Below are 25,008 nucleotides of genomic sequence, written 5' to 3'. Positions count from 1 at the left end.
TCCCTTCCATAAGCCCGTAGTCGCCTTATATCTTTTCCTGAACCCTTGAAGTTATGCGCTCAGGACTTTGCACGCAACAAAAAAGTACCCATTCTAAATGAAAGGGTACTTGGCATTAATCCATTGTAATTCGATTACGTCCATTATTCTTCGACTTATACAGTGCCATGTCTGCCTTATAAAAGAGCAGCTCCACACTGATCTTATCGTCATCCCAGCTCCACTCTGATATGCCGCAGGATACCGTTACGCCGGGATTCGTCTCGAGCTCAACACGGCTCCGGATACGCTCTGCCACACGCGACGCTTGAGATTTCGAGAGCTGTGGAAGATAGATCGCGAGCTCTTCTCCTCCCCACCTTGCTGCAATATCCGAATCTCGAATCGATGAGCGAATAATCTCACAGACCTGGCGTAATATTTTATCGCCAATCTGGTGACCGTACGTATCATTAATCTGCTTAAAGTAATCGATATCTACGACAATTAGAGAGCCGCAGAAATCAATCTTCTGCTTCTGGTGAACACGGTCATCCAAATAGTGCCTAGCATAGAGTCCTGTTAAATTATCATGATTCGCCATCCGTTGAACCTTCGCATGCAGCGAGGCATTCGCGATTGCAAGACCAATATGAGTGGAAAGCACTTGAAATAACTTGAAGTTGTCATAAGAGAAGTAGTTCGCATCACGATGAGATAGAAGGATTGCACCATTTACTTCATTATTAATGACAAGCGGAACAGCCATCAATGAACGTGAATCCGTCTCCTCCATAAATTCAGAACGAACCTTGCTGAACATTTTATAATCGAGTAGGATGAGCGGTTCTTTCGTTGCATACACGAGTCCGCTGAACCCGTAATCTGTGGAGTATATTTGCTTAGAGATCTCATCGACATTACTGGACATGACTTTGAAAAAGCTTTTCTCCCCATCTAACTGAAGAATGGAGCAATATTCTGCCTTAAAAATATGCAACAACTCGTTCAATGCAAAATCAAATACTTCGCTTAAGCGTAGACTCTGATTCAGCTGCTTCGTTAATTCATTGATAAGTCGCAGCTCGCGAATGAGCATATTCGATTGTTCATACAACTTAGCATTTTCAAAGGCCGTACCGGCTGTGTCAGCTAGCATCGTAATCAATTGAAAATCAAGATCCTCAAGCAGATGCATCTCCAGACTAATGAACAACACACCGTATACCCCTTGCTTACCACTCAGCGGCACGGCAATGTTAACCTGTTCATTCTCTGATTCTTGCGAAGAAGTCTCTTGAATCATACGACCTTCCATAAATGCACGCACACACAAATCATCGGTAAAGTTATGAAGGATAAGCGGCTTTACATGTTCGTTCGCACTGCGATGATCTGAGGAGATATATAATTCCATACTTGCTGATGGATATAGAAACGAAATACTCTCGATAACTTCACTGAGTACAGAATCGACGTCAAACTTTCCATGGATCCGTTGGACAACATTAAAAAACACAGTCTTCTTGCGTGCTTCTCGATCTGAATAATTCTGCAGCTGCATCAAATCACTGATAAATATATGCTCAAATCGACGGTAAAAATGATTACGTAACGTCAAAACAGCCATGGAGAGCAAATCCAGCATACTGGACTCGTACACATGACCGGGCAGCTGGTATGCTACAACGGCAAACACTTCCTGCCCCTTACGACTTAGAATAGGCACAGCGATCGTTGCCTGCGTATAGACAGCAACCGTAGGTTCCTTCGTTGTAATGACAGCTTGTACAATCTGCTCGTTCCATGCTGCAGCAGGTTCTTCCGGGCTATCACTTCGATTAGAAGCAATCATCTTCCCCTGATAGTCGAATACGGCTAACACACCAAGATGAAGCTTTTGAAAATCTGAGATTACACCCAGCCATTCCTGAAAGCTTTCTATAATAAGCGGTTCGATGTATGGATAATCACTGCTAGCAATATCTTGATGTTGCAGCCATAGCTCATTATCATCGTAAGTACTTGAGGGTGAAGTAGGCCATTGGACTGTATGATGTTGTTTGAGCTCTACTTGAGCATTTCGTAGATTATGAATCATACGCTTCCCACCACCCGCTTTATGTCATCAAATCCTTGCAACGAAAAACCTATTCTCATCATAACGTTTTTTCATATATTTTGCACTAGTATTCTAGCAGTTCTTCATATATTTTTAGGTATTTCGAACTATAATTTTTTCTAACGGACCGGATAACTTGACATTCGTCTAAGATTTCATATAATATTTATTGATGAATGCATCGGGCGTAACGATTGTGTCACCCTCACGAATTTTGTTGCTGACAGGACAGCGGCTGAACTATTCATGTCAGAAGTTGAATGCGAGATGAACTCGTACAACGTTAAACAAAATTCGGCGCAAAAGGACCCCACTAAATTTAACATTAAAGGAGTCTTTTATACATGTCACGTTACACAGGTCCTAAATTTAAATTAAGCCGTCGTCTTGGAATTTCCTTGAGCGGTACTGGTAAAGAATTGAAACGTCCTTTCCCTCCAGGACAACATGGCCCAGGCCAACGCAAAAAAGTTAGCAACTACGGTATGCAACTTCAAGAGAAACAAAAACTTCGTCACATGTACGGTTTGAACGAAAAACAATTCCGTAACTTGTTCGACAAAGCTTCCAAAATGCAAGGTATTTCCGGTGAAAACTTCATGACTTTGCTTGAGAGCCGTTTGGACAACCTTGTATATCGTCTTGGTTTTGCAAACTCCCGTGCAGGCGCACGTCAGTTGGTTTCCCATGGTCACATCACAGTTAACGGTAAAAAAGTAGATATCGCTTCTTACCTTGTTAGCACTGGCGATGTAATCAGCCTTCGTGAAAGAAGCCGTAGTCTTTCTTCGATCAAAGAAGCTCTTGAAAACCGTAACCACCTTGCTGGTTACCTTGAGTACAACGACAACGCTATGGAAGGTAAATTCATCCGTTTGCCAGAGCGTGCTGAGTTGCCTCAAGAAATCGATGAGAAACAAATCGTCGAGTTCTACAGCCGTTAAGATCGATTATTGCATTATGAAACCCTTGATCCTCGGATCGAGGGTTTTTTTCTTCTTTTTTGCGTCGTTACCCCTCTCCTTTCACAGATCTCTTTTCCAAAAGGTACCCCACTTATGCTATAATAGTGCTGTTAAAAGGAGGCCAATGCATGGACGAAGAAAATTTGCAGACACAATCCGATAAACCTGCTGCCAAGAAAAGATCCGGTGGACGAATCGCTTGGAGCATTACGAAATGGTTCTTATTTATCGGATTTACGTTAGGGTTATTCGGAGCTAGTGCCGTTGTCGGCTATGTAGCTTCGATCGTCAAAGACGACCCTGTTCGATCTGCCGCACTCATTGATGAGAAGATACACGAGAATTCTGAAACAGGATTCGTATATTTTAACGACGGTACGCTCGTAGGGCAACTGCGAACCGACGAAGACCGCCGATTAGTTGCACTCAAGGACATTCCACAGCCATTGATCGATGCGGTGCTAGCCATTGAAGACAATAATTTCTATCATCATATTGGAATTGATTTTAACGGTGTTATTCGGGCCGTTAAGCAGAAAGTGTTGAATGAAGACGTTCAGACGGGCGGAAGTACTCTCACACAGCAATTAGCACGACGTGTATTTCTGAATCTAGACCGTACGAATAATCGGAAAGTCAAAGAAATCTTCCTCGCGATCCGGTTAGAGCGTTACTTATCCAAGGAAGAAATTCTAACGGCTTATTTGAATAAGGTCCCATTCGGCAATGGCTCTACCGGGTATAATTTATTCGGTGTGAAAGCAGCAGCCAAAGGCATATTCAATCTCGAGATTAATAAAATCAATATTGCTCAGGCCGCATATATCGCAGGGCTGCCTCAGTTGCCTAGTGCTTACTCTGCATTTAATGGTAAAGGCGCATTTAACGAAAAAGGGTTCAAACGAGCCGTCGAACGCCAAAAGCTCGTACTGCGTCGTATGCTTGAAGAATCAAAAATTACAAAACAACAATATGACGAGGCGCTCAGCTTCGATATTAAGGCCTCACTCGCGAAGCCGAATCAAAAAGCTTATAATACATACCCTTACCTCATGATGGAGGCGGAACGTTCTGCTTCGGAGGCCTTGGTGCTTCAACAGAACCCATCATTGACGGTTGCGGATTTGCGTAAGAAAGAAAATGCGGAGCTCATGCAAGATGCACGTGAGCAAATGCTGCGCAGCGGTTACAAAATTTATCTAACGATCGACAAGAAGATCTACGATGCAATGCGTAAAATTGCTAGCGATCCGAAGAATTTCTCTCCGGACAGCAAAACAAAAGGGATGGAGCAAACAGCAGCTGTCATGCTCGATCACAAAACAGGCGCAATCCTCGGAATGATCGAAGGTCGTGACTACTATGTTGAGCAAATGAACTATGCGACACAAATGCTTCGTCAGCCTGGTTCTGCGATGAAGACAATTGGAGCCTATCTGCCAGCGATCGAAGATGGCTCAGTCCAACCTGCTACCATCCTTGACGATGCACCGATCGTGCTCAAAGACGGAACAAAAGGCTTCCATATCCCGAAAAATGCGAATAATCGCTACAAAGGCTTAGTTACGGCAAGGCAAGCATTAAACCAATCACTCAACTTACCAGCCTTGAAGGTATTCCTGGATAAAGTCGGGATCGAGAAGGCATGGGCTTTCGTGGAGAAGCTCGGGATCACTTCCATTCAACCGGAAGATTACTATGCGCAAACAGGCGTTATTGGAGGTCTGAAGTACGGGGTTTCTGTTGAGGAGCTCACGAATGCTTACGGATCGATCCCGAACAAAGGCGTTCTGAACGATGCCTATATCATTCAGAAGATTGTGGATACCAAAGGAACTATCATCTATCAGCATCAGAATAACCCTCAAACCGTATACTCCGAGCAGACGGCATACATTATGCAGGATATGCTCCGTACGGTCATTGCTGGGCCTTCAGGAACAGCAGGTCGATTGACTGGAGAATTTAAGAAGTATGGTAAAATTCCAATTGCCGGTAAGACGGGTACGACACAAAACTATGGCGATGTGTGGTTCATGGGCTTCACACCTGATATTACACTCGGCGTCTGGGCGGGTTATGAGCAGCAGATCAATACGTTGACAGGTGACGGGAAAATGCGCGCTCGTAAAATCTGGGCGACGATTATGAATCAAGTTACTGATATCAGGCCGGAATTATTCCAGACCAAAGCATTCGGGAAGCCAGATGGCATTGTATCTATGACCGTGTCAGGCTACAGTGGTAAGCTTCCTACGGATTTAACGCGACAAGCGAATCGGCTTGTGACCGATATCTTTAACAAGAAATTCATCCCGACCAAGCGAGATGACGCCATTACGAGTATGAAGATCATTTCATATAACGGCGTCAATTATATCGCGCAAGACGCGACCCCTGCAGATATGGTGCAAGAAAAGGTTGTCGTCAAGCGAGAGAAGTCCATTCAAGACTTGATCGAGGAAATACAAAAAGCATTGCCAAGAATGCCGAGCAGCAGCCGGAAATCCATTCAATCCTATCTGCCGCAGGATGCGGATCTTGATGCGCCATCCAAAACAGATCCGAGATCAGACGACGGGCATGCACCAGGAGCACCGCAAAATGTGCAGCTTCAGAATTCCGGCGGGAAAGCGATTATCACCTTTACTCCGAATAGTGAAGCTGACGTTGTTGGCTATCGCCTATACCGTTCGATGAACGGCGGAGGATATCAAGTGACTTCTACACCGGTGTTAACAGGGCAACCTGCTCGATTCTCGAACTTCGTATCCGGCAGTAATGGATATAGTTATTATGTGACGGCTGTTGATGTTGCAGGCAAAGAATCTGCACCAAGCTCTATCGTATCTGCCAATGGAGGCAGTTCGAACCTTCCAGGCATTCCGGTCACACCAGATCCAGGGACGACAGATCCTGGATCATCCGTTGGAACGGACCCAAGCACAACCGATCCAACAGGGAATACGAGTGGCGAGACCACGAATCCAAAAGATAATGAGCAGTCAGGAACACCGTCCAAGCCTAGTAAACTAAAAGCAAAGTCATCGAATATGGGCCTTGAATTAACTTGGCAGAACAATTCCAAATCCTCTGTCAAAGAATATCGAATTTACTACAGCGATAAGAAAGATGGGAACTTCACCCTTCTCGCTTCTTCGCCAGAGTCGCATTTCGAATACATCGGTACTGGCCTTACTGGCTATTACCGTGTAACTGCAGTCAATGATGCGGGGGAATCCTCACCTTCATCTGCTGCGTACTACAAAGAATAAATAAAACGCCTAGTGCACAAATCGTGCGCTGGGCGTTTTTATTTCCGCGTTACGGTGTCATATGCTGAAGGAATAAGGTTGCGTTAAAGAATCGTTTGGCCATCGATTGAAAATAAGAAGTCTGGACAGACAACATCGTGATGAATACCAAGTTACTTATCGCTTCCCTCTCCTTCTCCGAAATTCCATTCAGTCCCGCAGCATATTCATCTGCCTTCTGCTTAATTAAATGTTCCAAAATATGATCTTGATTCCTCTTCCCGCTCTCATGTCCGGATAAATCTAAAACTTGGTCATTATTTTTATCCAATTGCTCAAAAATCGATGTATATGCCGTATAGATCTGCAAAGGGCTTACGGGACGACGCGTGTTCCCTGCTTCCCCTTGGCCAAATACAATCGTAAGCAGTTTACGGATAGAATCAAAATCAAGTGTAGCCTTTAGATCATCAATCATAAAAATAAGTGCCGCTTGATCAATGGAATACTTTTTTCCATGGTCTGGTACACTGATAAGGTCTTTAAAATCTCGCTTCACCCAATTCTGTACGGACGTAATCGAATAGTGAGAGTATTCAATCTGATTACCTAGCGCGATAATTTCATTTAGTGAAAATCCTGTGCTGCGTGCAGTCATCTTGATTAATTTCTCAAAAATAGGCGGCAACGAGGTTTCAACGAAGGCGCCGAGCATCTTGCCGCTCGTCTTCACAGCAGCATGTGTCTTGGCCCAAGCTTGCTGCAAGATCACTAACGGTGATTTGGAACCTGTATAGGCTATACCGCTGAGCAACTCAGACATTTGGTATCGTGTTATCGTAAAAATCTCCATGGAGATCCCCTTTTCGCAATAAGTTCATTTGAACTTATCTTAAGACTTTCGCTTCTGATTGTCAAAGCGAGCATAAATAAGCGATTCGATGCTATTCCCTGGATGTAACCCCCTAAAATGAACGGATTACGATGAAATACATTCGAAATCGACTTTGATATTATTGAATATTACTCCTATAATTAGTTCATAGTATAAGTTCATAAGAACTCATATTAAATAAAATAAAGCCATAAGGAGACTTTAGAGAATCTAATGCCTATTCTCAATCTATTTCTTGTCGCATTACTAATCATCGCAACAGCTTTCTTCGTTGCTACTGAGTTTGCAATGATTAAGTTGCGGCCCAGCCGAGTCGATCAACTGGTGTTAGAAGGCCGTAAGAATGCAATGGCTGTCAAAATTGTGACTTCCAATCTTGATGGTTACTTATCCGCCTGTCAGCTCGGTATTACCATTACCGCCCTTGGCCTCGGGTGGTTAGGAGAGCCAACGGTCGAGCAACTACTGCATCCCCTATTCGAACAACTAGGAATTGCAGATCGTGCAGCGTCCATCATCTCTTTTATTATCGCGTTTCTGTTAGTAACCTACCTGCACGTTGTGCTTGGTGAGTTGGCACCTAAAACATTTGCCATTCGTAAAGCGGAGACGATCAGTTTACTTACCGCTCGTCCGATTATTTACTTCTATAAAATCATGTACCCGCTCATCTGGTTGTTCAATGGATCTGCGAACGCTATCGTCCGTCTATTCGGACTGGCACCCGCGAAGGAGCATGATGAAGCCCATTCCGAACAAGAGCTTCAGATTATTTTGAATGAGAGCTACGAGAGCGGTAAAATTAATACAACGGAATATGGCTATGTCAGCAAAATCTTTGCTTTTGACAATCTATTAGCCCGTGAGATTATGGTTCCCCGGACCGATATGATCTGTCTCGATGCAGATCAGTCGATGGAAGAGAATCTTAAGATTATACAACGCGAACAGTATACACGTTTTCCCGTTATCTCTGGAAGTAAAGACCATATTATCGGCATGATTCACACGAAGCAGTTCATTGTAAATAAAGATCTCTGCGACGATACGAACATCAAGCCATTAATTCATAACGTACTGACGGTATCCGAAGCGATCCCGATCAAAACCTTGCTCAAACGTATGCAGCAAGAACGTACACATATCGCGGTACTCATTGACGAATACGGCGGTACTTCCGGTATGATTACGATCGAGGATATTTTAGAGGAAATTGTCGGTGAGATTCGTGACGAATTCGATGCGGATGAGCAAGCGCCTGTCGAGAAGATTAATGATGACCATTATATCCTAGATGGGATGGTCCCACTCTCCCAAGTCAATGACATCCTGAACACGCATTTCGAGAGTGAGCATGTCGATACGATTAGTGGATGGCTCTTCGAGCAGCATCCCGATTTATCCCGCGGCGGAGAATGGCGTTATGGAGACTTCCTATTTACGATCAAGAAAGCGGATAAACACCGAATTCGCAGGGTCGAAGTGAAAAAAATAGACGCGGAAGCATCTCAATAAAGTATCATACGCAAAGCCCTCTTACCTTCGAGATGAAGATGAGAGGGCTTTAATCGCTTTTATTAAGCATCCTGCCACATCTCATCGTCTGGCAATTGTTGAAGTTCATACATAAAATTGGTTTGAGCGATACCTGGTTGAATCTCAACGTGTTGCTTCTCTACACAATGAAAACCTTGTCGGTCATAGAAGGGATAATTGCATTTTGTATTCGTGAACAAATAAAAATTCGAAGCTCGATTCTTCTTCATATACGAAATGAACGAATGCAACAGCTGCTTGCCAACTCCCCTACCCTGTACATCCGGATGTGTCACGAGCAAGACAAGCTCCCCGTCATAATTGTTCGATCGTGCATTTTTTAACATGCGCTGCTGAAGTCTGTCTGCCGCCAAGATAGATCGAATGAAAGCTCGGCCTTCGCTTGATAATAATAACTTTAGAGCCGGAGGTATTAACATTTTCCCATATTTCAAATTTGAGTAGAGCTGATATTTACTCTTATGACGACCGATAATAACTCCGACAGGCTCTCCGTTTCGTACCGCTACCGTTGAGAAACTACCAGAAGCCATCGCTAGGTACAGAAAAACTTCCTCTATATGCTGCAGAATCTTGTCATCTGAGCAGTCCCTCTCAAACTCCCATACCGTACTGCACAATCCCATTAAAGATGGTACATCTTGCTCGCGCATGGATCGATATTCAATCATCTTTCTCCCTCTCCCTATCTTATTTGACATGACTTCTACCTGACCCTACAATAAGGTATACAGTAACTGTATAGTCAAGAGAGGGATTTATGGACCAACTTCCTAAAAATCATTTCACAACCGGAGAATTTGCCAAACTTCATCACATCAATAAACGGACACTAATGTATTACGATGACATTGGATTGTTCAAGCCTCAGTTTAAGGACAATCATGAATACCGCTATTATGCTTACGAGCAAAGCGAACTGTTGCTTGTCATTCTTGCCCTGCGTGAACTTGATATATCCGTCAAAGATATTAAAGCCTATATGGAAAACCGGTCTCCTGATGAATTGATCTCCCTGTTAGTAGAGCAGAAATCCAAAGTAAATGATCAGATGCGAGTTCTCGAGAGAATAGATCAGTTATTAACCAAAAAAATCTCGTCCCTAGTTGAAAATAAAGATTCTTATATTGATTCCATTGAAATCATTCCACGGGCAGAAGAATATTTGGCTTTGAGTGAATCCATCTACTTAAAAGAGGAAAAAGACGTCCAGCGCATCCTTTATACATATATGGAAAATTGCAGAGCGTACGACCTCTACGATGGGATATCGATCAGCAGTATGTCTCGATTCGATGATATTGTTCAAGGTGAAATATTTAATTATGAATATGTCTACACCCAGCTAGATCAGGAATCCGATTATCCGCATATCTTCATCAAACCTGAAGGTCTTTATTTGACGGCCTATAACAAAGGCGGTTGGGACGCGTTAGACCGAACCTACTCAAAAATCATCACCTATGCGAAGCAAAATAATCTCTCATTAATCGGATATTCTTATGAACAAAGTATTATCGATGAGTCAACAACATCGGATGAAAATGACTATATCACCAAAATTTCCATACAGATATCAACCGAATCTATGACCAACACACAAAAAAGACGTTCAAATCAAAAGTGATTTGAACGTCTTTTTCTGTTGAAGTACGAGCTCCATGACAGAGATTACTTAACCGCACCTGCTACCATACCGCTCGTAATTTGTCGCTGGAATATGAAATAAACAACTAAAACTGGAATGATCGATAAGAGCAAGCCTGCGAACAACGGGCCCCATTCGGTCCGGTACTGCATCTCCGCCTGCATTACAGCAATGCCGATCGGCAGCGTGTACTTTGATGGATCGTTCACGAGGACCGTACCCATCACGTATTCATTCCAGATGTTCAGCACGTTCATAATTCCTACAGAGATTAAGCCTGGTCTCGCTAATGGCAACATGATTCGGAAGAATACCCCGTAGTCTGATGATCCGTCAATTGAAGCGGATTCATCTAACTCTTTAGGCAGCGTCTTGAAGAAACCTACGAGTACGAATACCCCGAAAGATACGTTCATCGCCGTGTAGACCAGAATCAGTCCGAATAACGTATTGCTTAGATGAAGATCAGTTAAAAGGAAAAATAAAGGGATTAACCCTAAAATCAACGGAATCATCATCGAAGCGAGATACAAATTATAAAGCGCCTGACTCCCCTTAAATCGGAAACGTGCAATGACATAAGCCGTGGTCGACGATAACAGCAAAGCTAGCACCGTACTCACAATCGTAACAATAAGCGAGTTCATGAAGTATGTTCCAACATTGTAATTGGTCCATACATTCGCGAAGTTCTCCCATAGCAAGGGCCATTCCGGTAGGCTCCAAGGCATCTTGAGTAAGAACTGCTGATTATCTTTGAGCGAGCCAAATACAGACCATACCAAAGGATACAATACGCAGAGCGCCCATAGAATCATGATCACATAGATGATTGCGCTAAGGATTGAAGAACCGAGCGTTTTTTTGTGCATAGGCGTCCTCCTAAAAGTTTTTCCAAAGGAAAAACTCACATCGTAAGCATAAGCTTAGTTTTCTCAGAGCGAAAACTCACATCGTAAGCATAAGCCGAGTTTTCGCAGAGCGAAAACTCACTTCGTAAGCATTAACTCCAATCATTTAACTCATCTCATGCGTGTCGCGGCGCATAATGCGCTGCAGAGCCAGTGTCGTAATCAGCGAAAGTATCAGGATTAGTGCGCCAATTGCCGATGCATAGCCCATATGGAACTGTCTGAAGCCCATCTGATACAAATAGGAACCCATAACTTGAGTCGCATTATCCGGACCGCCTTCTGTCATAATCCAGACAATAACGAAAGAACCATTCAAAGTCGTCATGACCACCCACAGAATGGACACTTTGATCTGTTCCCACGTTAGCGGCATTGTAATCCGCGTGAATTGCTGCCATTGGGAAGCACCATCCAAGTTCGCCGCCTCGTATAACTCAGTGGGAATGTTCAGAATGGATGCGACTATCAGAACCATAACAAATCCTACCCCTGCCCAAATCGCTGGCGGCAGCAAGGACCACATCGCATACGCTTCATCCCCAAGATAAGAAATCTCAACTTTATTCTCTGTAAATAAAGACAAGAATGAGTTCAGAAATCCGATACTCGGGTTATAAATATAATTCCACAGAACACCGATGACGACGACCGATAAGATATTCGGAATAAAGAATACTTGACGGAAGAAGCCCGCACCCTTCAAGCGCAATCTTGTTACAGCCACCGCAAAAAAGGTCCCTAAGCCAACGATTCCAATCACCTTCCAGAAGACGAGAAAGTAATCGTTATAGATTGCATGCCCTATGATCGGGTCATTCAGCATTTCCTTATAATTATCAAATCCAATGAAATCTTTGGTCTCCGAACCACCAGACCAGTCAAAGAAACTGACATATAAGCCTTGAATAATCGGATAGATCATAAATAAACAGAAGAACAATAGTGTAGGTACTGTGAATACGAAGATAAACAGCTTACGCTTTGTTTTCCAATTCATCCCCTTACCTGCTGCGGGCTTTCCCACGGCTTGGCCAATCGATGGAGCTTGATTCACGGTTATCACCCCATAGGTCTACTCTTAGTTAATAAACGTCATGAGGGGACTGCCCTCATGACGTTTGATGGATATTACTTCTTACCGCGGGATTTCTCTGCTGCAGCTTCCATCCGGTCCATCCACTCTTCTGGAGTGATTTTGCCGTTTGCAAGAGCTTGTGTAGAATCTTGTTTCACTTTATCTACGTCAGCATTCAATTCGATGTAAGGAGCAACGATCGTGTCTGGGGAGTTATAGAAGCTGCTCGCTTGTTTGGACAAGCTGCTAACATCTTTGGATTGGCTCAAGTCAGCTTTGATATTATCCAATGCGCCTGTAAGCTCAGCCCAACGTACTGCATATTTCTCTGTTAAGATAAATTGCATGAACGCTTTTGCTGCTTCAGGATTTTTTGCTTTCTTCGCAACACCGATTGTCGATGTGTATGGAATCGCTACAAATTTACCGCCAGCTGGTTGCGTAACCGATGGTATGAATCCGAACTCAAAACCTGCTGGTACGTCTTTTTTCATTTCGTTCTCTACCCATAGACCGTTCGGGATGAACGCATCTTTGTGCTGCAAGAACAAGGATTGGGAATCGGTGTGGTTAATCGCTGCCGAAGCAGGGTCGATGTATTTCGCGTCAACCAACTGCTTCACTTGATCCAATGCTTTCTTAACCGCATCGGATTTGAACACGCCTGCTTCAAGCGCCTGCATTTTGTCGAAGATGGACGTATCATAATTGTTATTCACGAGGATAGCTGTATCCACTAGACCACCGTTGATATAGTATGGATATTTACCCGTGTGAATGAACGGATACATTTTCTTGGATTCTTGAATTTGCTTGGATACAGCTAAGAACTCATCCCAGTTCTTCGGCTCATTCCAGCCATTTTTCTTAAATTCGGCTTTATCATAGAAAATGCCCCATGTTCCGAATACGAATGGAATTGGTGCAACTTTACCATCATATTTCACCGGTTGCATGATCAACAGATCCTTAATCAACTTGCCGTCTTCATTCTTTGCTGTCTCTAACCAATCCGTTAGGTCAAGCAACTGATCATCTTTCACCATTTGTGTCGCATTGGATCCTGCACCATCAATATATACGAAGTCTGGTGGACTTCCTTGAATCCAACGCGGTTTCATTTGATCGTTAATTTTCGGTCCTGCCGACTCTTTAATTTTTAACTTCGGATATTTCTTAGCGAACTCCGCAATGGCTTCTTTCCAGAACGCATCGCCATAGCCCCCGACAAAATATTGAAGCTCGAAGTCCCCTTCTAATTCAGGGCCAGCTGCCTCCGTTGTTGGTTCTGTTTTTGTTTCGGTAGTCGGTTCTGTCTTGGTCTCCGTCTTGGTCTCAGTCGTTGTCGTCGGCTCCGTTTTGGTCTCTTCCTTCTTCGCGCCGCATCCTGCTGCTAGCATGAGTAATAGTGCCGTGATGAGAAGTAATGTAATTGATTTGCCCCATTTCTTTTGCACTCGATAACCCCTCTCTTTTGCTAGTAATTACAAAATAATACAATCCAATCCGCACAAAAAAGGGCATACGTATAGAAGCATCTGACTTATCTGCTTCATAACGAATGCCCTTTATAGGTAACATGTTATGGTTGTAAATATTTTGTTATAAAAAATATATATCTTAGTTCATAAATTTGTCAATACAAAAATTTCTAATTAAGTCATTCGTTGCATTGACAAGTTAAATCATATTTAATCTTCGATCGTGGATAGATCACCTGTCGGCAAGTTCAACTCCCACGCCTTCAATACCCGACGCATAATTTTACCCGAACGCGTCTTCGGCAATTTATCCTTGAATTCGATCTCACGCGGTGCTGCATGCGCCGAAAGACCTTCTTTGACAAATTTCGCGATATCCGCCTTCAGCTCTTCCGATGGTTCGAAGCCTTCACGAAGCGAGATGAACGCCTTGATCACCTCACCACGCATTGGATCCGGCTTGCCGATAACCCCAGCCTCTGCGACCGCAGGATGTTCGACCAGCTTGCTCTCCACTTCGAAAGGCCCTACACGTTCCCCTGACGTATTAATCACGTCGTCGACGCGTCCTTGGAACCAGAAGTATCCGTCCTCATCCATATAGGCCGAATCCCCTGAGACATACCAGCCCTCAAGCCGGAAATACTCCGAATATTTCGCTGGGTTATTCCAGATCTGACGCATCATCGATGGCCATGGCGTCTTGATCGCCAAATTCCCCATACGATACGGAGGAAGCACATTCCCGCTATCATCAATAATCGCAGCGCCCACACCTGGAATTGGACGTCCCATCGAACCCGGCTTGATCGTCATCCCTGGATAGTTACAGATAAGCTGTCCACCGGTCTCGGTCATCCACCACGTATCATGAATCCGTTGGTTATACACTTTCATGCCCCAACGAACAACCTCGGGATTAAGCGGCTCACCAACCGACAGGACATGACGCAAGCTTGATAAATCAAATTGCGAAATGATGTCATCGCCTGCACCCATTAACATCCGGAACGCCGTCGGCGCACTGTACCAAACCGTAATTTTATATTTCTGAATCGTATTGTACCAATCCTGTGGACTGAAGCGGCCACCACGAATGACATTCGTCGCGCCATTCAACCATGGTGCAAAAATCCCGTAAGATGTTCCCGTTACCCACCCTGGGTCAGCGGTACACCAATATATATCATCGGCTTGGAGATCAAGCACGACTTTACCCGTGAAATAATGCTGCATCATCGCATTCTGTACATGGAATACACCCTTCGGTCTACCCGTAGAACCAGAGGTATAGTGAATAATCAGGCCGTCTTCACGTCCTAGCCATTCGATCTCTGCCTCATCCGAAGCCTCTGCCATTTCAGCATAGAAATCAATTTCGCCTTCCCCTGCTTGAACATCTGATCCTACCAGAATCACATGCTTCAGATCAGGTAGCTGCTCTCTTGGAACGCGTCCCAGAAGTGCTGGTGTCGTCACAACAGCTACCGCGCCGCTATCTTCGAGACGATCTTTGACTGCCGTCTCCATAAAGGCTTCGAACAGCGGCCCCACCACAGCGCCAACTTTGAGCGAACCAAGCAAACTGAAATACAGTTCAGGTGTACGCGGCATAAAGATAAACACGCGCTCCCCACGTTGAATTCCGTACTTACGGAGCACATTCGCGAATTGATTCGATTTCGTTTTCATATCTGCGAATGTATACTGCTCATCGCGCGTTGCATCGCTATAATAGAGCGCAACTTTGTCACCGAGACCTTGCTCGACGTGACGGTCGATTGCCTCATATGCCATATTTACTTGTCCTGTCGTGTACCAGGAGAAGTTCTTCTCGATCTCTTCCCACTTAAATTGACTGTACATGTCTTCATACTTGCCCATGTTCGATGTTGATGCTACAGCCTCGATAATTTCACCTTGCACGTTTCCCATTGTTTCATCCTCCCATAATATCTCAGTAAGAATAAATATAGTTTCTCTGCAATGTTAGCGACAGCGCTTACAAGTCTCATAAAATATGAGATGCGCTATACTCTGAGTACCAAAGGCTGCTAACTTGCGAGATGAACGATGTTACAACGTATGCAGTTCGTGATGTCAAGAAGATAAATTTGTATAATTTATGGCAAATCTCATTATAGCATACCTCTGTTCATTCGCCTATTCCTTTTCAAAGATTCGTTTCCATGATATAAGTGAGAGGAGATGAGGAAAGGAGTTGAATCCGTGGAACATCGGAAGATCTATCATGCACATATTCAGCAGCATCAAGAGCTGGTGCTTATTATTGAAGGCCCCGTTCGCCCTGAAGTGCTGCGAACGCTGGATATGCACCCGGATCTTGACGCCTTCCGAAGGCCGAAGGATCAACACGAAGCGCTGATCGAAATTGCGGATTTACCGGAAGGACGCATCATTATCGCACGGCATGAGAATACCATTGTGGGCTATGTCACGTTCCATTATGCTGATGAGATGGAGCGCTGGTCTCAGGGGAACATGCAGGATTTAGTCGAGCTTGGCGCCGTTGAAGTCGCGAATGATTACCGCTCTTATGGACTAGGCAAAAAGATGATTCAGACCGCATTTGAAGAAGATCAGATGGAAAATTATATTGTGTTCACAACCGAGTATTATTGGCACTGGGATCTGGAAGGCAGCAAACTCATTGTATGGGATTACCGCAAAATGATGGAGAAATTGATGGAATCTGTCGGCATGATCTGGTATGCGACTGACGATCCAGAAATTTGTTCCCATCCTGCCAACTGTCTCATGGTCCGTATCGGCAAAGACGTACCACTTCTCTCCGAGCAGCAGTTCGATCGTGTACGGTTTCAACAACGATTTATGTACTAATTCGCTAGTGGGCAAAGGTAGGAGGTACCACAATCGCATGTTAATCAATGCTATGTTCATCCATCATGAAGATGAATTAAAGTATCGTTTCAATGATGATCATCCGTTTAACCAGCAACGACTGGAACTCACCTATGACCTGCTGACCGAAATTAAAGCGCTCTCGCCAGAGCATATTATCGTACCGCGAACCGCAACGGAGGACGAGCTGCTCACGATTCATCAACCCGCATATCTTCATTCCGTCAAGGGATTAAGCAGTCCCAATCCCGAGCCGATGTGGCTTGCGCAAGCTAACCTCTTCGGGTTCACAAGCGAAGATACACCCTTTTTCCCGCTAATGCATGAAGTAACCTCAACCATCGTCGGAGGATCGATTACAGCGGTTGACCACGTCATGTCCGGTAAAAGCAGGCATACACTGCATCTGGGGGGCGGTCTGCATCATGCTCTATCGAACCGCGGTTCAGGCTTCTGTGTCTATAATGATGCTTCGGTTGCCATTGCTTATCTGCGTGAACATTATAATGCACGCGTCCTCTATATCGATACGGATGTACATCATGGGGACGGGGTGCAATGGTCGTTCTATACCGATCCGAATGTCTGTACATACTCAATTCATGAGACAGGCAAATATTTATTCCCTGGTACAGGCTTTGTTACGGAACGCGGCGAGTCCGATGGTTATGGAACGTGCTTCAATATTCCGCTGGAACCCTATACCGAAGATGAGTCGTGGCTCGATTGCTTCCGGGAGTCTATTTCGCGTGTAACCGCCATGTTCAAGCCTGACATCATTGTCAGCCAACATGGATGCGATGCGCATGCCTATGACCCCCTCTCGCATCAACACTGCAGCATGCGAATTTATCAGGAAATGCCTGCAATCATCCATCGATTGGCGCATCAATACTGCGACGGACGCTGGACGGCATTCGGCGGCGGTGGTTACGACATTTGGCGCGTTGTCCCACGGGCATGGAGTCTCTTATGGTTAGAAATGATCGACCATCCTCTCCTATCCCAATTACAGCAGGATCCATTGATGCCCCTACCAGAAAGTTGGGTGGCACGATGGCAGCAAAAAGCCCCGGTCCCGATTCCAACAACCTGGTTAGATGACCTAACCAAATGGGAACCGATGCCGAGGCGTTCGGAAATTTCAATTCAAAATCGTAAGACAAATGAGATCGCGCTGCAATATATCCCATAAATCGACATATGCACACCTATCCATCCTTACAGATGACTTAGAATATCATCAATGATCTGATACGAATGCTTCGCAGCTTGAATCGTAAATTCAGCGAAATTCACATGGGCTGAACCATCAGCCCGATCTGACATCGAGCGAATGACGACGAACGGAATGCGGTGCATATCGCACACTTGAGCCACGGCGGCGCCTTCCATCTCCGTACAAGCGCCGTCCATGGTCTCATACAGCTCTTGCACAAGCTCTCGGCTTGCCACGAATTGATCCCCGGATAATACCGCCCCTAGACGATACCGCCCTTGGAACAACCGCTCACATGCCTCTCTTGCCTTCTCGACCAAATCAGACGCAGCTTCGAATGTCGAACGCTCTTGATACGGAATAACGCCTCGCTCAAATCCAAGTGCTCGAACGTCCATATCATGCTGCTTGCATACGGTCGATACAACAATATCTCCGATATTCAGATCCGGGTGCAGCGCACCCGCAACCCCTGTAAACAAAATACTATCCACACCAAAGGTATCAATTAAAATTTGCGTCGTTACTGCAGCATTGACTTTACCAACGCCGGACTTACAGAGAACGACCTCTTTCCCATGAAAGACACCTTCATAAAATGTAATGCCTGCACGTTCCGAACGCTTACTCTGCTGCAAGTCGCCCAGCAGCAATTCGATCTCTTCGTTCATCGCGCCAATCAGGCCAATTTTGTGATAAGACATCGTTATGTTCCCCGTTCTATATCAATTCTTAGAGGTTGTTCAAAAAGCCAACTTTTGATCACGAAGTGTTGCAAGCAGTAGATTCGACATCGAATCTTGCGTTCATCCTCGAAGTCCGGTACTCATTTAGGTTTACCTAAACTCCGTTCCTCCTTCTTCGGATTCACCCAACCTGAGCATATGCTTACGATGTTAGTTTTCTTCGAAAACTCTTAGGTGCTGAAAAGCCGACTTTTTGAACTCGCATTTATTTGTTCACATGTGATACGGACAAGCGAAGAATCGTCTCATGCGGTAAAATAACGTTCGCATTATCGACATTCTCCTTCTTCATCAACTTCGTTAACAAACGCATCGCAACCGCACCAATATCATACATCGGCTGTGCAACCGTCGTTAACAAAGGACGAACCATCGAAGCCATCCGAATATTGTCAACGCTGATAACAGAGAAATCGTCAGGGACTTTAAGTCCTGAGTCTTGAATGCTATGTATAGCACCAATGGCCATTTCGTCTGTCGCAGCAAAAATCGCTGTCGGTTTGGTACGCAATCCAAGGAAATATTTCATCGCTTCAACACCAGACTCGTAACGATAGTTCCCGATGCGAACCAGATCCTCTTGATACGTAATTCCTGCATTCTCGAGCGCGCGCTTATACCCTTGGAACCGGGCAAATCCATTCGCTGGATCTTGCAACGTACCGCTAATCATGGCAATCTCACGATGTCCGTGACGAATCAATGTGTTCACAGCATCAAATGCTGCACCTTCATGATCAATATCAACGGATGGAATGACACCCTGCTCGTCCTTCGTTGCACAAAGAACGATCGGCACAGCCGCTGTCTGGAACGCTTGAATGTGCTCCTCTGTAATGGCTCCACCCATGAATAACAAGCCATCGACTTGTTTCTCTAGAAGCGTGTTAATAACGCGAATTTCCTTTTCCTTCTTTTTATCCGCATTACACAAAATAATATTATAGTGATACATGTTCGCGATATCTTCGATGCCGCGCGCAATTTCAGCAAAAATCGAATTCGAAATATCTGGAATGACTACGCCAACGGTTGTCGTCTTCTTGCTCGCAAGACCTCTTGCTACCGCGTTCGGACGATATCCTAAGCGTTCAATTGCCTCATATACTTTCTTACGTGTCTGTGGTTTAACGTTTGGGTTATTATTCACAACCCGTGATACCGTTGCCATCGATACGCCTGCTTCTCTTGCTACATCATAAATAGTTACAGTCACGTTCCTTCTCTCCAAACATTAATATTTTTCGTTCATATCCTACATATTAATGTAATGATACGACATATTCATACTTTGCGCAACGTGACCACGCTTTTAATCATGAATTCATGTTCATTCGGTAAGGGTTTGCAGTAAATTTTTTGAGTTGTTTCAATCTTTTCTGAATATCTTCCATCCATTCTTCATCGTTCATCGTCTTTGCCAGCAAATACACATCGAGCAGCTGATTGACACGTTCTTCACGCATTCGCTCAAACTCTGTGATATTTACGTACTTTCTTCCTTTCGAGAACATTTCGAAGAATACGTTTACAAGCTCATTAAATTCTTGAAATAATAACGTCTGCTTCCCTGTCGAAGTCTTGCCGTACTTGGCAATAAGATCCGTAAGATCTTTCTTCACATCTACATAGACTTCACTCTTGGCGCAACTCGAACACGTAAAGACGGGTACACTCTGAATCTCTGTCTGTTTTGCAAAAATGACCATTCTTAGTAACAAATTCATAACATGTCCACATTCACATTGCTTGTGCACATTGACCACCCCATTATAGTAAGTTATAAATTGCTTCGAATTGTTCGCAAAAAATAAAGACTATTATTCGACTATATTCGCAGATTCGTTCGGATTTGACTAGATGTAATTAATGACTTTTACGGAAATTAGATGGTTATTCTGGAAAAACGCCATGATATTTATCACACGCTTTGTTATACTGTTAAATACATATGCATGACAAATGGTTAAAAGACTCGTACTACAGCGTAATTAGGAGGTAAAACATGCGGTTATCAGGAAAAAAAGTTATCGCACTCGTCGACGAAGAATTTGAGGATTTGGAGCTATGGTATCCGATCTATCGGGTTCGTGAAGAAGGGGCGATCGTTCATTTGGTCGGACCTGAAAAAGGTAAAAAATATATTGGTAAATACGGCGTGCCTGCAGAAGCGGAATTTGCTTTTGACGAGGTGAATAGCGCCGATTATGACGGCATTCTCGTTCCTGGTGGATGGGCGCCGGACAAGCTGCGTCGTTATGAGAAAGTCATTACTCTCGTTCGTGAGATGGATGCAGCTGGTAAGCCGATCGGTCAAATCTGTCACGCGGGCTGGGTACTAATCTCGGCCAAAATCCTGCAAGGACGCACCGTCACCTCTACTCCAGGGATTCGTGATGATATGGAGAACGCAGGCTCCACTTGGGTGGATGAAGCTGTTGTTGTAGACGGACATATCGTCTCTGCGCGTCGTCCGCCAGATTTGCCGCCTTATGGTAAAGCTTTCTGTGATTTGCTCGCAGGAGTGTAAAGCTCAAGTTCACAAAAAAGAGGCCGTCGATTACTCGACAGCCTCTTTTCTCCTATTACAGATGAACCATATACCCGCGTGCCTCATAAATCTCCAGACGCAGCCTTACGATTTATTCCGCGTAAAATCATTTAGCAACTGCTCAATCTCACGATTCGTACGACACGAGAATAAGCGATCCTTTAATTCCACGCATTCCATCTCGCACATTTCAAGCACACGGCTCTTCAAGTGCAGAATCGAATGAGCCGACATGCTCAGATCGTGAACACCTAGAGCTACCCATAGCGCTAAGGCGCGTTCGTCTCCTGCCAATTCACCGCATACACTGACCGTGATCCCTTTGGCTTTCGCTGCATCGACGGTCATCTTCAGCATCCGCAGGATGGACGGATGGAACGGATTGTACATATGGGCAATCTTTTCATTCATCCGGTCGACTGCCAGCACATATTGCACTAGATCATTCGTCCCAATCGAGAAGAAATCCACCTCTTCTGCAAGGAGATCAGCGATCATGACTGCTGCAGGAACCTCCACCATAATGCCAATCTGAATATGCGAATTATACGGAATTCCTTCCTCATCCAGCTCACGCTTAGCTTCCTCCAACACACCATTCGCTTCACGAACCTCATCCAACGAAGAAATCATTGGATACATGATTTTCACATTCCCGAAATGACTCGCCCGCAGAATCGCACGTAGCTGGGTCTTGAATAATCCCTTCCGGTCTAGACAAATACGAATCGCTCGATAACCAAGGAATGGATTGTCCTCCTCCGGCAGCGCGAAATAATCTAAATGTTTATCTCCGCCAATATCCAACGTCCGGATCACGACCGTATTCGGCGATACCTTCTCAGCCACCTCGCGGTACACATCGAATTGCTCTTCTTCTTCCGGAAAATGCTGCCGATCCATATACAGGAACTCGGTTCGGAACAGCCCTACCCCCGAAGCTCCGTTCGACAGCGCGACGTTCAGTTCTTTTAGTGAGCTGATATTCGCAGCAAGACGCATTTCAATCCCGTCAAGCGTCACTGCCGGTACCGAAGCAAGCTGACGCAGCCTGTTCTTCTTCTCCATCTGCTCATCGCGAATCTGTGTATAGCGCTGAAGGATTTCTTCATCCGGATTAACGTAGACCGTACCTTCCCCGCCATCCACCACGAGCATATCACCTGTCTGAATCGGATCATCAAGCTTGCCTTCTAATCCGAGGACAAAAGGAATCCCGAGTGCACGCGCCATAATCGCGGAATGGGATGTGCGTCCGCCTTGTAATGTAGCAATTCCGAGCACGTAATTTTGATTCAAATTCGCGAGCTGTGAAGGCGACAATTCCTTCGCTACGAGCAGATACGGGTTTGTATCCGAGGGCAGCGTAATCTCAGGTGCGCCTAATAAATGCTTCAAGAGACGATTGCCAACATCCTTAATGTCTAGCGCACGTTCCTTCATATATTCGTCATCAAGTAAATCAAACATTTTGACAAAATGATCGATCGCTTCCTTTACCGCTACTTCCGCCGCCTTGTATTGACGTTCGATAATCGCTTGAATTTCACTCATAAACACAGGATCCTCAAGAATTGCGATATGTGCGTCAAAAATAGACGACTGATCCGGTCCCACCACTTCCCGGAACTCATTTTTCAAAAACTCGATCTCATTCTTGGAGGTACGAACCCCTTCATACAGTCTCTCAAATTCTTTCGCTAAATCGATGGAATCTATCCGCTGATCAGGCAAATCCCATTCCCATGTCGGGAGTACAAAGGCTTTTCCAATTGCGATTCCTGATGAAGCGCCGATACCCTGTATCATTCTGCATTCCCTCCAACATTCCTATCATTTAATACAACCGACATCACAGATGCTTGACCCTTCTTCACAGCTTTATACGGTGCAAAACTCCAAGACTGTACAATCTCCGAGTTCGTAATCACCATCGGTGTCACAATCGATGTCGCATGCTGCTTCACATAATCCAAATCGAACTTCATCAACGGTTGACCGGCTTCCACCTGGTCCCCTTCTTTCACGAGCACGGTCATGCCATATCCATTCAAACTTGAAGTATCAATCCCAAGATGGATCAATACATTCAGACCTTCTGATGTGACAATACCAATCGCGTGCTGCGTCGGGTAGATCGTCATAATCTCACCGGCAAGCGGCGCGACCATTTCACCCTTATCCGGAATAAAGGCAACCCCATTCCCTACAAGCTTCTTCGCAAAAATCTGATCCGGTACTTCGTCCAGCGGGATCATCTTGCCTTGCATCGGCGCATGGAAGAGCACTTGATTCAGGTCTTTATTGACGACCTTCATAATCTCAGCTCGGATCACGTCCGAATAGGTACCAAATACGACTTGTACGGCCCCTCCGCCTAAGCGGATCATACCTGCAGAGCCTAGAAGTCTCAGCGCCCTTCGATCGATCAATCGATCATTCACAACCGATAACCTAAGCCGCGTCACGCAAGCTTCCATCCGAATAATGTTGTCCTTGCCACCAAGCGCTTGGAGAATGAGCGGCGCACGATACGGCAGACTCCCTGCCCAGTCATCCACTTCAGAGCCCTCTTCACGACCCGGTGTCGGAATCCGATACTTATAGATAGCGAAGCGGAACAGATTATAGTAGATTAAACCAAGCGCGATCCCGATCGGGATCAGAAGCCACTGATTTGTCCCTAAATGGCTATTAATAACAAAATCAATCGCTCCAGCTGAGAATGAAACCCCAAGATGTATATTCAAATAACTGCATATCCACATCGTTAATCCAGAGATGATCGCATGAACAACGAATAAATACGGTGCGACGAATAGAAATGCGAATTCAATCGGCTCCGTAATCCCAGTTAAGAAGCAGACAAAGGCAGACATCAAGAACATTTTCTGCACCTTCGGTTTGAGATCCTCACGTGCCTCTTGAATGATCGCAAATGCAATGGCTGGGATGGCGAACATCGTCAGTGGGTAGAGTCCCGTCATAAATTGACCTGCTGTCGGGTCACCGGCAAAGAAACGCGGCAAATCCCCATACACCATTTGACCGCCCGCTGTCTCGAAAGTGCCCACATGAAAGAAGAAAACATTATTCAAGATATGATGCAGGCCAACTACGACAAGTACACGCTGCAGTACACCAAATAAAAACACGCCGAAGCCGCCTAAGGACAACAGGAAATTGCCTAGGGCAATAACCCCTTGCTGCAAAGGTTCTGAGATGAGGACCATCACCGAGGCGAATACCAGCATCACAAAGCTCATCACAAGCAGAACAAACCGCGGCCCCCCGAAAAATTGAATATACTCTGGGAGCTGAACGGTTTTATATCGATTCGTTATGTAGCCTGCAAGTATCCCTATCAAAATACCAACGAGAATACTCGGCTGGGATTCTGTAGCACCAAAATACGATGTCACTTGCTGTTCGATGAAAATCCCGAGCAGTGCCGCTAACGCCGCGGTACCATCGTTATTCCCGAGTCCAAGAGCGACACCCACTGCAAAAATATAAGGCAAATACATGAAAATTGTATTCCCAGCAACGTTCAGGACATGACCGATCGACCCAAGGCCGATCGGTTCCCAAGGCATGCTGCCGAGAAACAACATCAAGGCTGCAACAGGTAGCACAACGGTAGGAAGCATAATCGCTCGCCCGAACTGCTGCAACGCTCCGAGCCCATTCATGCGCTAACCTCCCTTCAAGCTACGGTC

19 protein-coding genes are annotated in these 25,008 nt (G+C 45.0%); 7 read left to right on the top strand and 12 right to left on the bottom strand.

All coding sequences use genetic code 11. The features are described from left to right. Positions 1 to 115 precede the first annotated feature (115 nt). Entirely contained in the window at positions 116 to 2,080 is a 1,965-nt protein-coding gene (locus ACFQZR_RS03380; protein WP_379342860.1) for a sensor domain-containing diguanylate cyclase, read from the bottom strand. A gap of 365 nt (positions 2,081 to 2,445) precedes the next feature. Here ACFQZR_RS03380 and rpsD point away from each other — a divergent pair, with 365 nt between their 5' ends. Together rpsD and ACFQZR_RS03370 are read left to right on the top strand one after the other, a co-directional pair. After that, a complete protein-coding gene (gene rpsD / locus ACFQZR_RS03375; protein WP_379342858.1) occupies positions 2,446 to 3,045 on the top strand; it encodes a 30S ribosomal protein S4 in 600 nt (199 codons plus the stop codon). 149 nt (positions 3,046 to 3,194) lie between these two features. Next, positions 3,195 to 6,341 (top strand): transglycosylase domain-containing protein, encoded by a 3,147-nt coding sequence (locus ACFQZR_RS03370; protein WP_379342856.1) that lies wholly within the window; start codon positions 3,195 to 3,197, stop codon positions 6,339 to 6,341. Positions 6,342 to 6,390: 49 nt separating this feature from the next. Here ACFQZR_RS03370 and ACFQZR_RS03365 read toward each other — a convergent pair whose 3' ends face one another. After that, positions 6,391 to 7,143 carry a DUF1836 domain-containing protein gene (locus ACFQZR_RS03365; RefSeq protein WP_379342854.1) on the bottom strand — a complete coding sequence of 251 codons (753 nt, stop codon included), beginning with the start codon at positions 7,141 to 7,143 and terminating at the stop codon, positions 6,391 to 6,393. Positions 7,144 to 7,428: 285 nt separating this feature from the next. On the opposite strand from ACFQZR_RS03365, the gene ACFQZR_RS03360 reads away from it, so the two are divergent. After that, entirely contained in the window at positions 7,429 to 8,730 is a 1,302-nt protein-coding gene (locus ACFQZR_RS03360) for a hemolysin family protein (protein ID WP_379342852.1), read from the top strand. A gap of 62 nt (positions 8,731 to 8,792) precedes the next feature. On the opposite strand, the gene ACFQZR_RS03355 is transcribed toward ACFQZR_RS03360, so the two are convergent. Then, on the bottom strand, positions 8,793 to 9,443 hold the full coding sequence (locus ACFQZR_RS03355) for a GNAT family N-acetyltransferase (RefSeq protein ID WP_379342850.1): 651 nt from the start codon (positions 9,441 to 9,443) through the stop codon (positions 8,793 to 8,795). An 89-nt stretch (positions 9,444 to 9,532) separates the two neighbouring features. On the opposite strand from ACFQZR_RS03355, the gene ACFQZR_RS03350 reads away from it, so the two are divergent. Continuing rightward, a complete protein-coding gene (locus ACFQZR_RS03350) occupies positions 9,533 to 10,399 on the top strand; it encodes a MerR family transcriptional regulator (RefSeq protein ID WP_379342848.1) in 867 nt (288 codons plus the stop codon). 44 nt (positions 10,400 to 10,443) lie between these two features. Here the strand turns inward: ACFQZR_RS03350 and ACFQZR_RS03345 are convergent, their stop codons facing one another. From ACFQZR_RS03345 to acsA, 4 genes are all read right to left on the bottom strand, one after another. Next, entirely contained in the window at positions 10,444 to 11,292 is an 849-nt protein-coding gene (locus tag ACFQZR_RS03345) for a carbohydrate ABC transporter permease (protein WP_379342846.1), read from the bottom strand. A 145-nt stretch (positions 11,293 to 11,437) separates the two neighbouring features. Continuing rightward, a complete protein-coding gene (locus ACFQZR_RS03340; protein WP_379343785.1) occupies positions 11,438 to 12,331 on the bottom strand; it encodes a carbohydrate ABC transporter permease in 894 nt (297 codons plus the stop codon). Between the two features lie 131 nt (positions 12,332 to 12,462). Continuing rightward, positions 12,463 to 13,866, bottom strand: coding sequence for an extracellular solute-binding protein (locus ACFQZR_RS03335; RefSeq protein WP_379342844.1), 1,404 nt, complete (start codon positions 13,864 to 13,866; stop codon positions 12,463 to 12,465). A gap of 234 nt (positions 13,867 to 14,100) precedes the next feature. After that, positions 14,101 to 15,825 (bottom strand): acetate--CoA ligase, encoded by a 1,725-nt coding sequence (gene acsA / locus ACFQZR_RS03330; protein ID WP_379342842.1) that lies wholly within the window; start codon positions 15,823 to 15,825, stop codon positions 14,101 to 14,103. A gap of 294 nt (positions 15,826 to 16,119) precedes the next feature. Between acsA and ACFQZR_RS03325 the strand changes: the two genes are divergently transcribed. Together ACFQZR_RS03325 and ACFQZR_RS03320 are read left to right on the top strand one after the other, a co-directional pair. Beyond that, positions 16,120 to 16,752: a GNAT family N-acetyltransferase gene (locus ACFQZR_RS03325; RefSeq protein WP_379342839.1), complete on the top strand. Its 633-nt coding sequence runs from the start codon at positions 16,120 to 16,122 to the stop codon at positions 16,750 to 16,752. Between the two features lie 37 nt (positions 16,753 to 16,789). Beyond that, complete coding sequence (locus ACFQZR_RS03320; protein ID WP_379342837.1) at positions 16,790 to 17,968, top strand: acetoin utilization protein AcuC; 1,179 nt, start codon at positions 16,790 to 16,792, stop codon at positions 17,966 to 17,968. Positions 17,969 to 17,994: 26 nt separating this feature from the next. Here ACFQZR_RS03320 and ACFQZR_RS03315 read toward each other — a convergent pair whose 3' ends face one another. The 3 genes from ACFQZR_RS03315 to ACFQZR_RS03305 form a co-directional block, all read right to left on the bottom strand. Next, complete coding sequence (locus ACFQZR_RS03315; RefSeq protein WP_379342835.1) at positions 17,995 to 18,696, bottom strand: 5'-methylthioadenosine/adenosylhomocysteine nucleosidase; 702 nt, start codon at positions 18,694 to 18,696, stop codon at positions 17,995 to 17,997. Positions 18,697 to 18,943: 247 nt separating this feature from the next. Continuing rightward, the gene (gene ccpA / locus ACFQZR_RS03310; protein WP_018756587.1) at positions 18,944 to 19,954 is read right to left on the bottom strand and encodes a catabolite control protein A; all 1,011 of its coding nucleotides are present in this window, start codon (positions 19,952 to 19,954) and stop codon (positions 18,944 to 18,946) included. A 100-nt stretch (positions 19,955 to 20,054) separates the two neighbouring features. After that, positions 20,055 to 20,465, bottom strand: a complete 411-nt coding sequence (locus ACFQZR_RS03305; RefSeq protein ID WP_379342832.1) for a hypothetical protein — start codon at positions 20,463 to 20,465, stop codon at positions 20,055 to 20,057. 278 nt (positions 20,466 to 20,743) lie between these two features. Between ACFQZR_RS03305 and ACFQZR_RS03300 the strand changes: the two genes are divergently transcribed. After that, a complete protein-coding gene (locus tag ACFQZR_RS03300; RefSeq protein WP_379342830.1) occupies positions 20,744 to 21,268 on the top strand; it encodes a type 1 glutamine amidotransferase domain-containing protein in 525 nt (174 codons plus the stop codon). Positions 21,269 to 21,373: 105 nt separating this feature from the next. Here ACFQZR_RS03300 and ptsP read toward each other — a convergent pair whose 3' ends face one another. Beyond that, positions 21,374 to 23,098, bottom strand: a complete 1,725-nt coding sequence (gene ptsP / locus ACFQZR_RS03295) for a phosphoenolpyruvate--protein phosphotransferase (RefSeq protein WP_379342828.1) — start codon at positions 23,096 to 23,098, stop codon at positions 21,374 to 21,376. Beyond that, positions 23,095 to 24,981: a glucose PTS transporter subunit IIA gene (locus ACFQZR_RS03290; RefSeq protein WP_379342826.1), complete on the bottom strand. Its 1,887-nt coding sequence runs from the start codon at positions 24,979 to 24,981 to the stop codon at positions 23,095 to 23,097. Before ACFQZR_RS03290 ends, ptsP begins: the two co-directional genes overlap by 4 nt. Between the last annotated feature and the right edge of the window lie 27 nt (positions 24,982 to 25,008).

Source organism: Paenibacillus sp. GCM10027629, assembly GCF_042676425.1.
In the GTDB taxonomy this organism is placed as follows: Bacteria; Bacillota; Bacilli; order Paenibacillales; family Paenibacillaceae; genus Paenibacillus_K; species Paenibacillus_K terrigena.
This window is presented reverse-complemented; position numbering and strand designations above follow the sequence as displayed.

Bases quoted from the DNA above. Each gene is read 5' to 3' on its own strand.
- ACFQZR_RS03370 (WP_379342856.1), top strand. From the start codon at position 3,195: ATGGACGAAGAAAATTTGCAGACACAATCCGATAAACCTGCTGCCAAG.
- ptsP (WP_379342828.1), bottom strand. From the start codon at position 23,098: ATGATACAGGGTATCGGCGCTTCATCAGGAATCGCAATTGGAAAAGCC.
- ACFQZR_RS03360 (WP_379342852.1), top strand. From the start codon at position 7,429: ATGCCTATTCTCAATCTATTTCTTGTCGCATTACTAATCATCGCAACA.
- ACFQZR_RS03350 (WP_379342848.1), top strand. From the start codon at position 9,533: ATGGACCAACTTCCTAAAAATCATTTCACAACCGGAGAATTTGCCAAA.
- ACFQZR_RS03290 (WP_379342826.1), bottom strand. From the start codon at position 24,981: ATGAATGGGCTCGGAGCGTTGCAGCAGTTCGGGCGAGCGATTATGCTT.
- ACFQZR_RS03345 (WP_379342846.1), bottom strand. From the start codon at position 11,292: ATGCACAAAAAAACGCTCGGTTCTTCAATCCTTAGCGCAATCATCTAT.
- ACFQZR_RS03305 (WP_379342832.1), bottom strand. From the start codon at position 20,465: ATGAATTTGTTACTAAGAATGGTCATTTTTGCAAAACAGACAGAGATT.
- ACFQZR_RS03380 (WP_379342860.1), bottom strand. From the start codon at position 2,080: ATGATTCATAATCTACGAAATGCTCAAGTAGAGCTCAAACAACATCAT.
- acsA (WP_379342842.1), bottom strand. From the start codon at position 15,825: ATGGGAAACGTGCAAGGTGAAATTATCGAGGCTGTAGCATCAACATCG.
- ACFQZR_RS03355 (WP_379342850.1), bottom strand. From the start codon at position 9,443: ATGATTGAATATCGATCCATGCGCGAGCAAGATGTACCATCTTTAATG.
- ACFQZR_RS03300 (WP_379342830.1), top strand. From the start codon at position 20,744: ATGCGGTTATCAGGAAAAAAAGTTATCGCACTCGTCGACGAAGAATTT.
- rpsD (WP_379342858.1), top strand. From the start codon at position 2,446: ATGTCACGTTACACAGGTCCTAAATTTAAATTAAGCCGTCGTCTTGGA.
- ACFQZR_RS03340 (WP_379343785.1), bottom strand. From the start codon at position 12,331: ATGAATTGGAAAACAAAGCGTAAGCTGTTTATCTTCGTATTCACAGTA.
- ACFQZR_RS03320 (WP_379342837.1), top strand. From the start codon at position 16,790: ATGTTAATCAATGCTATGTTCATCCATCATGAAGATGAATTAAAGTAT.
- ACFQZR_RS03365 (WP_379342854.1), bottom strand. From the start codon at position 7,143: ATGTCTGAGTTGCTCAGCGGTATAGCCTATACAGGTTCCAAATCACCG.
- ACFQZR_RS03315 (WP_379342835.1), bottom strand. From the start codon at position 18,696: ATGTCTTATCACAAAATTGGCCTGATTGGCGCGATGAACGAAGAGATC.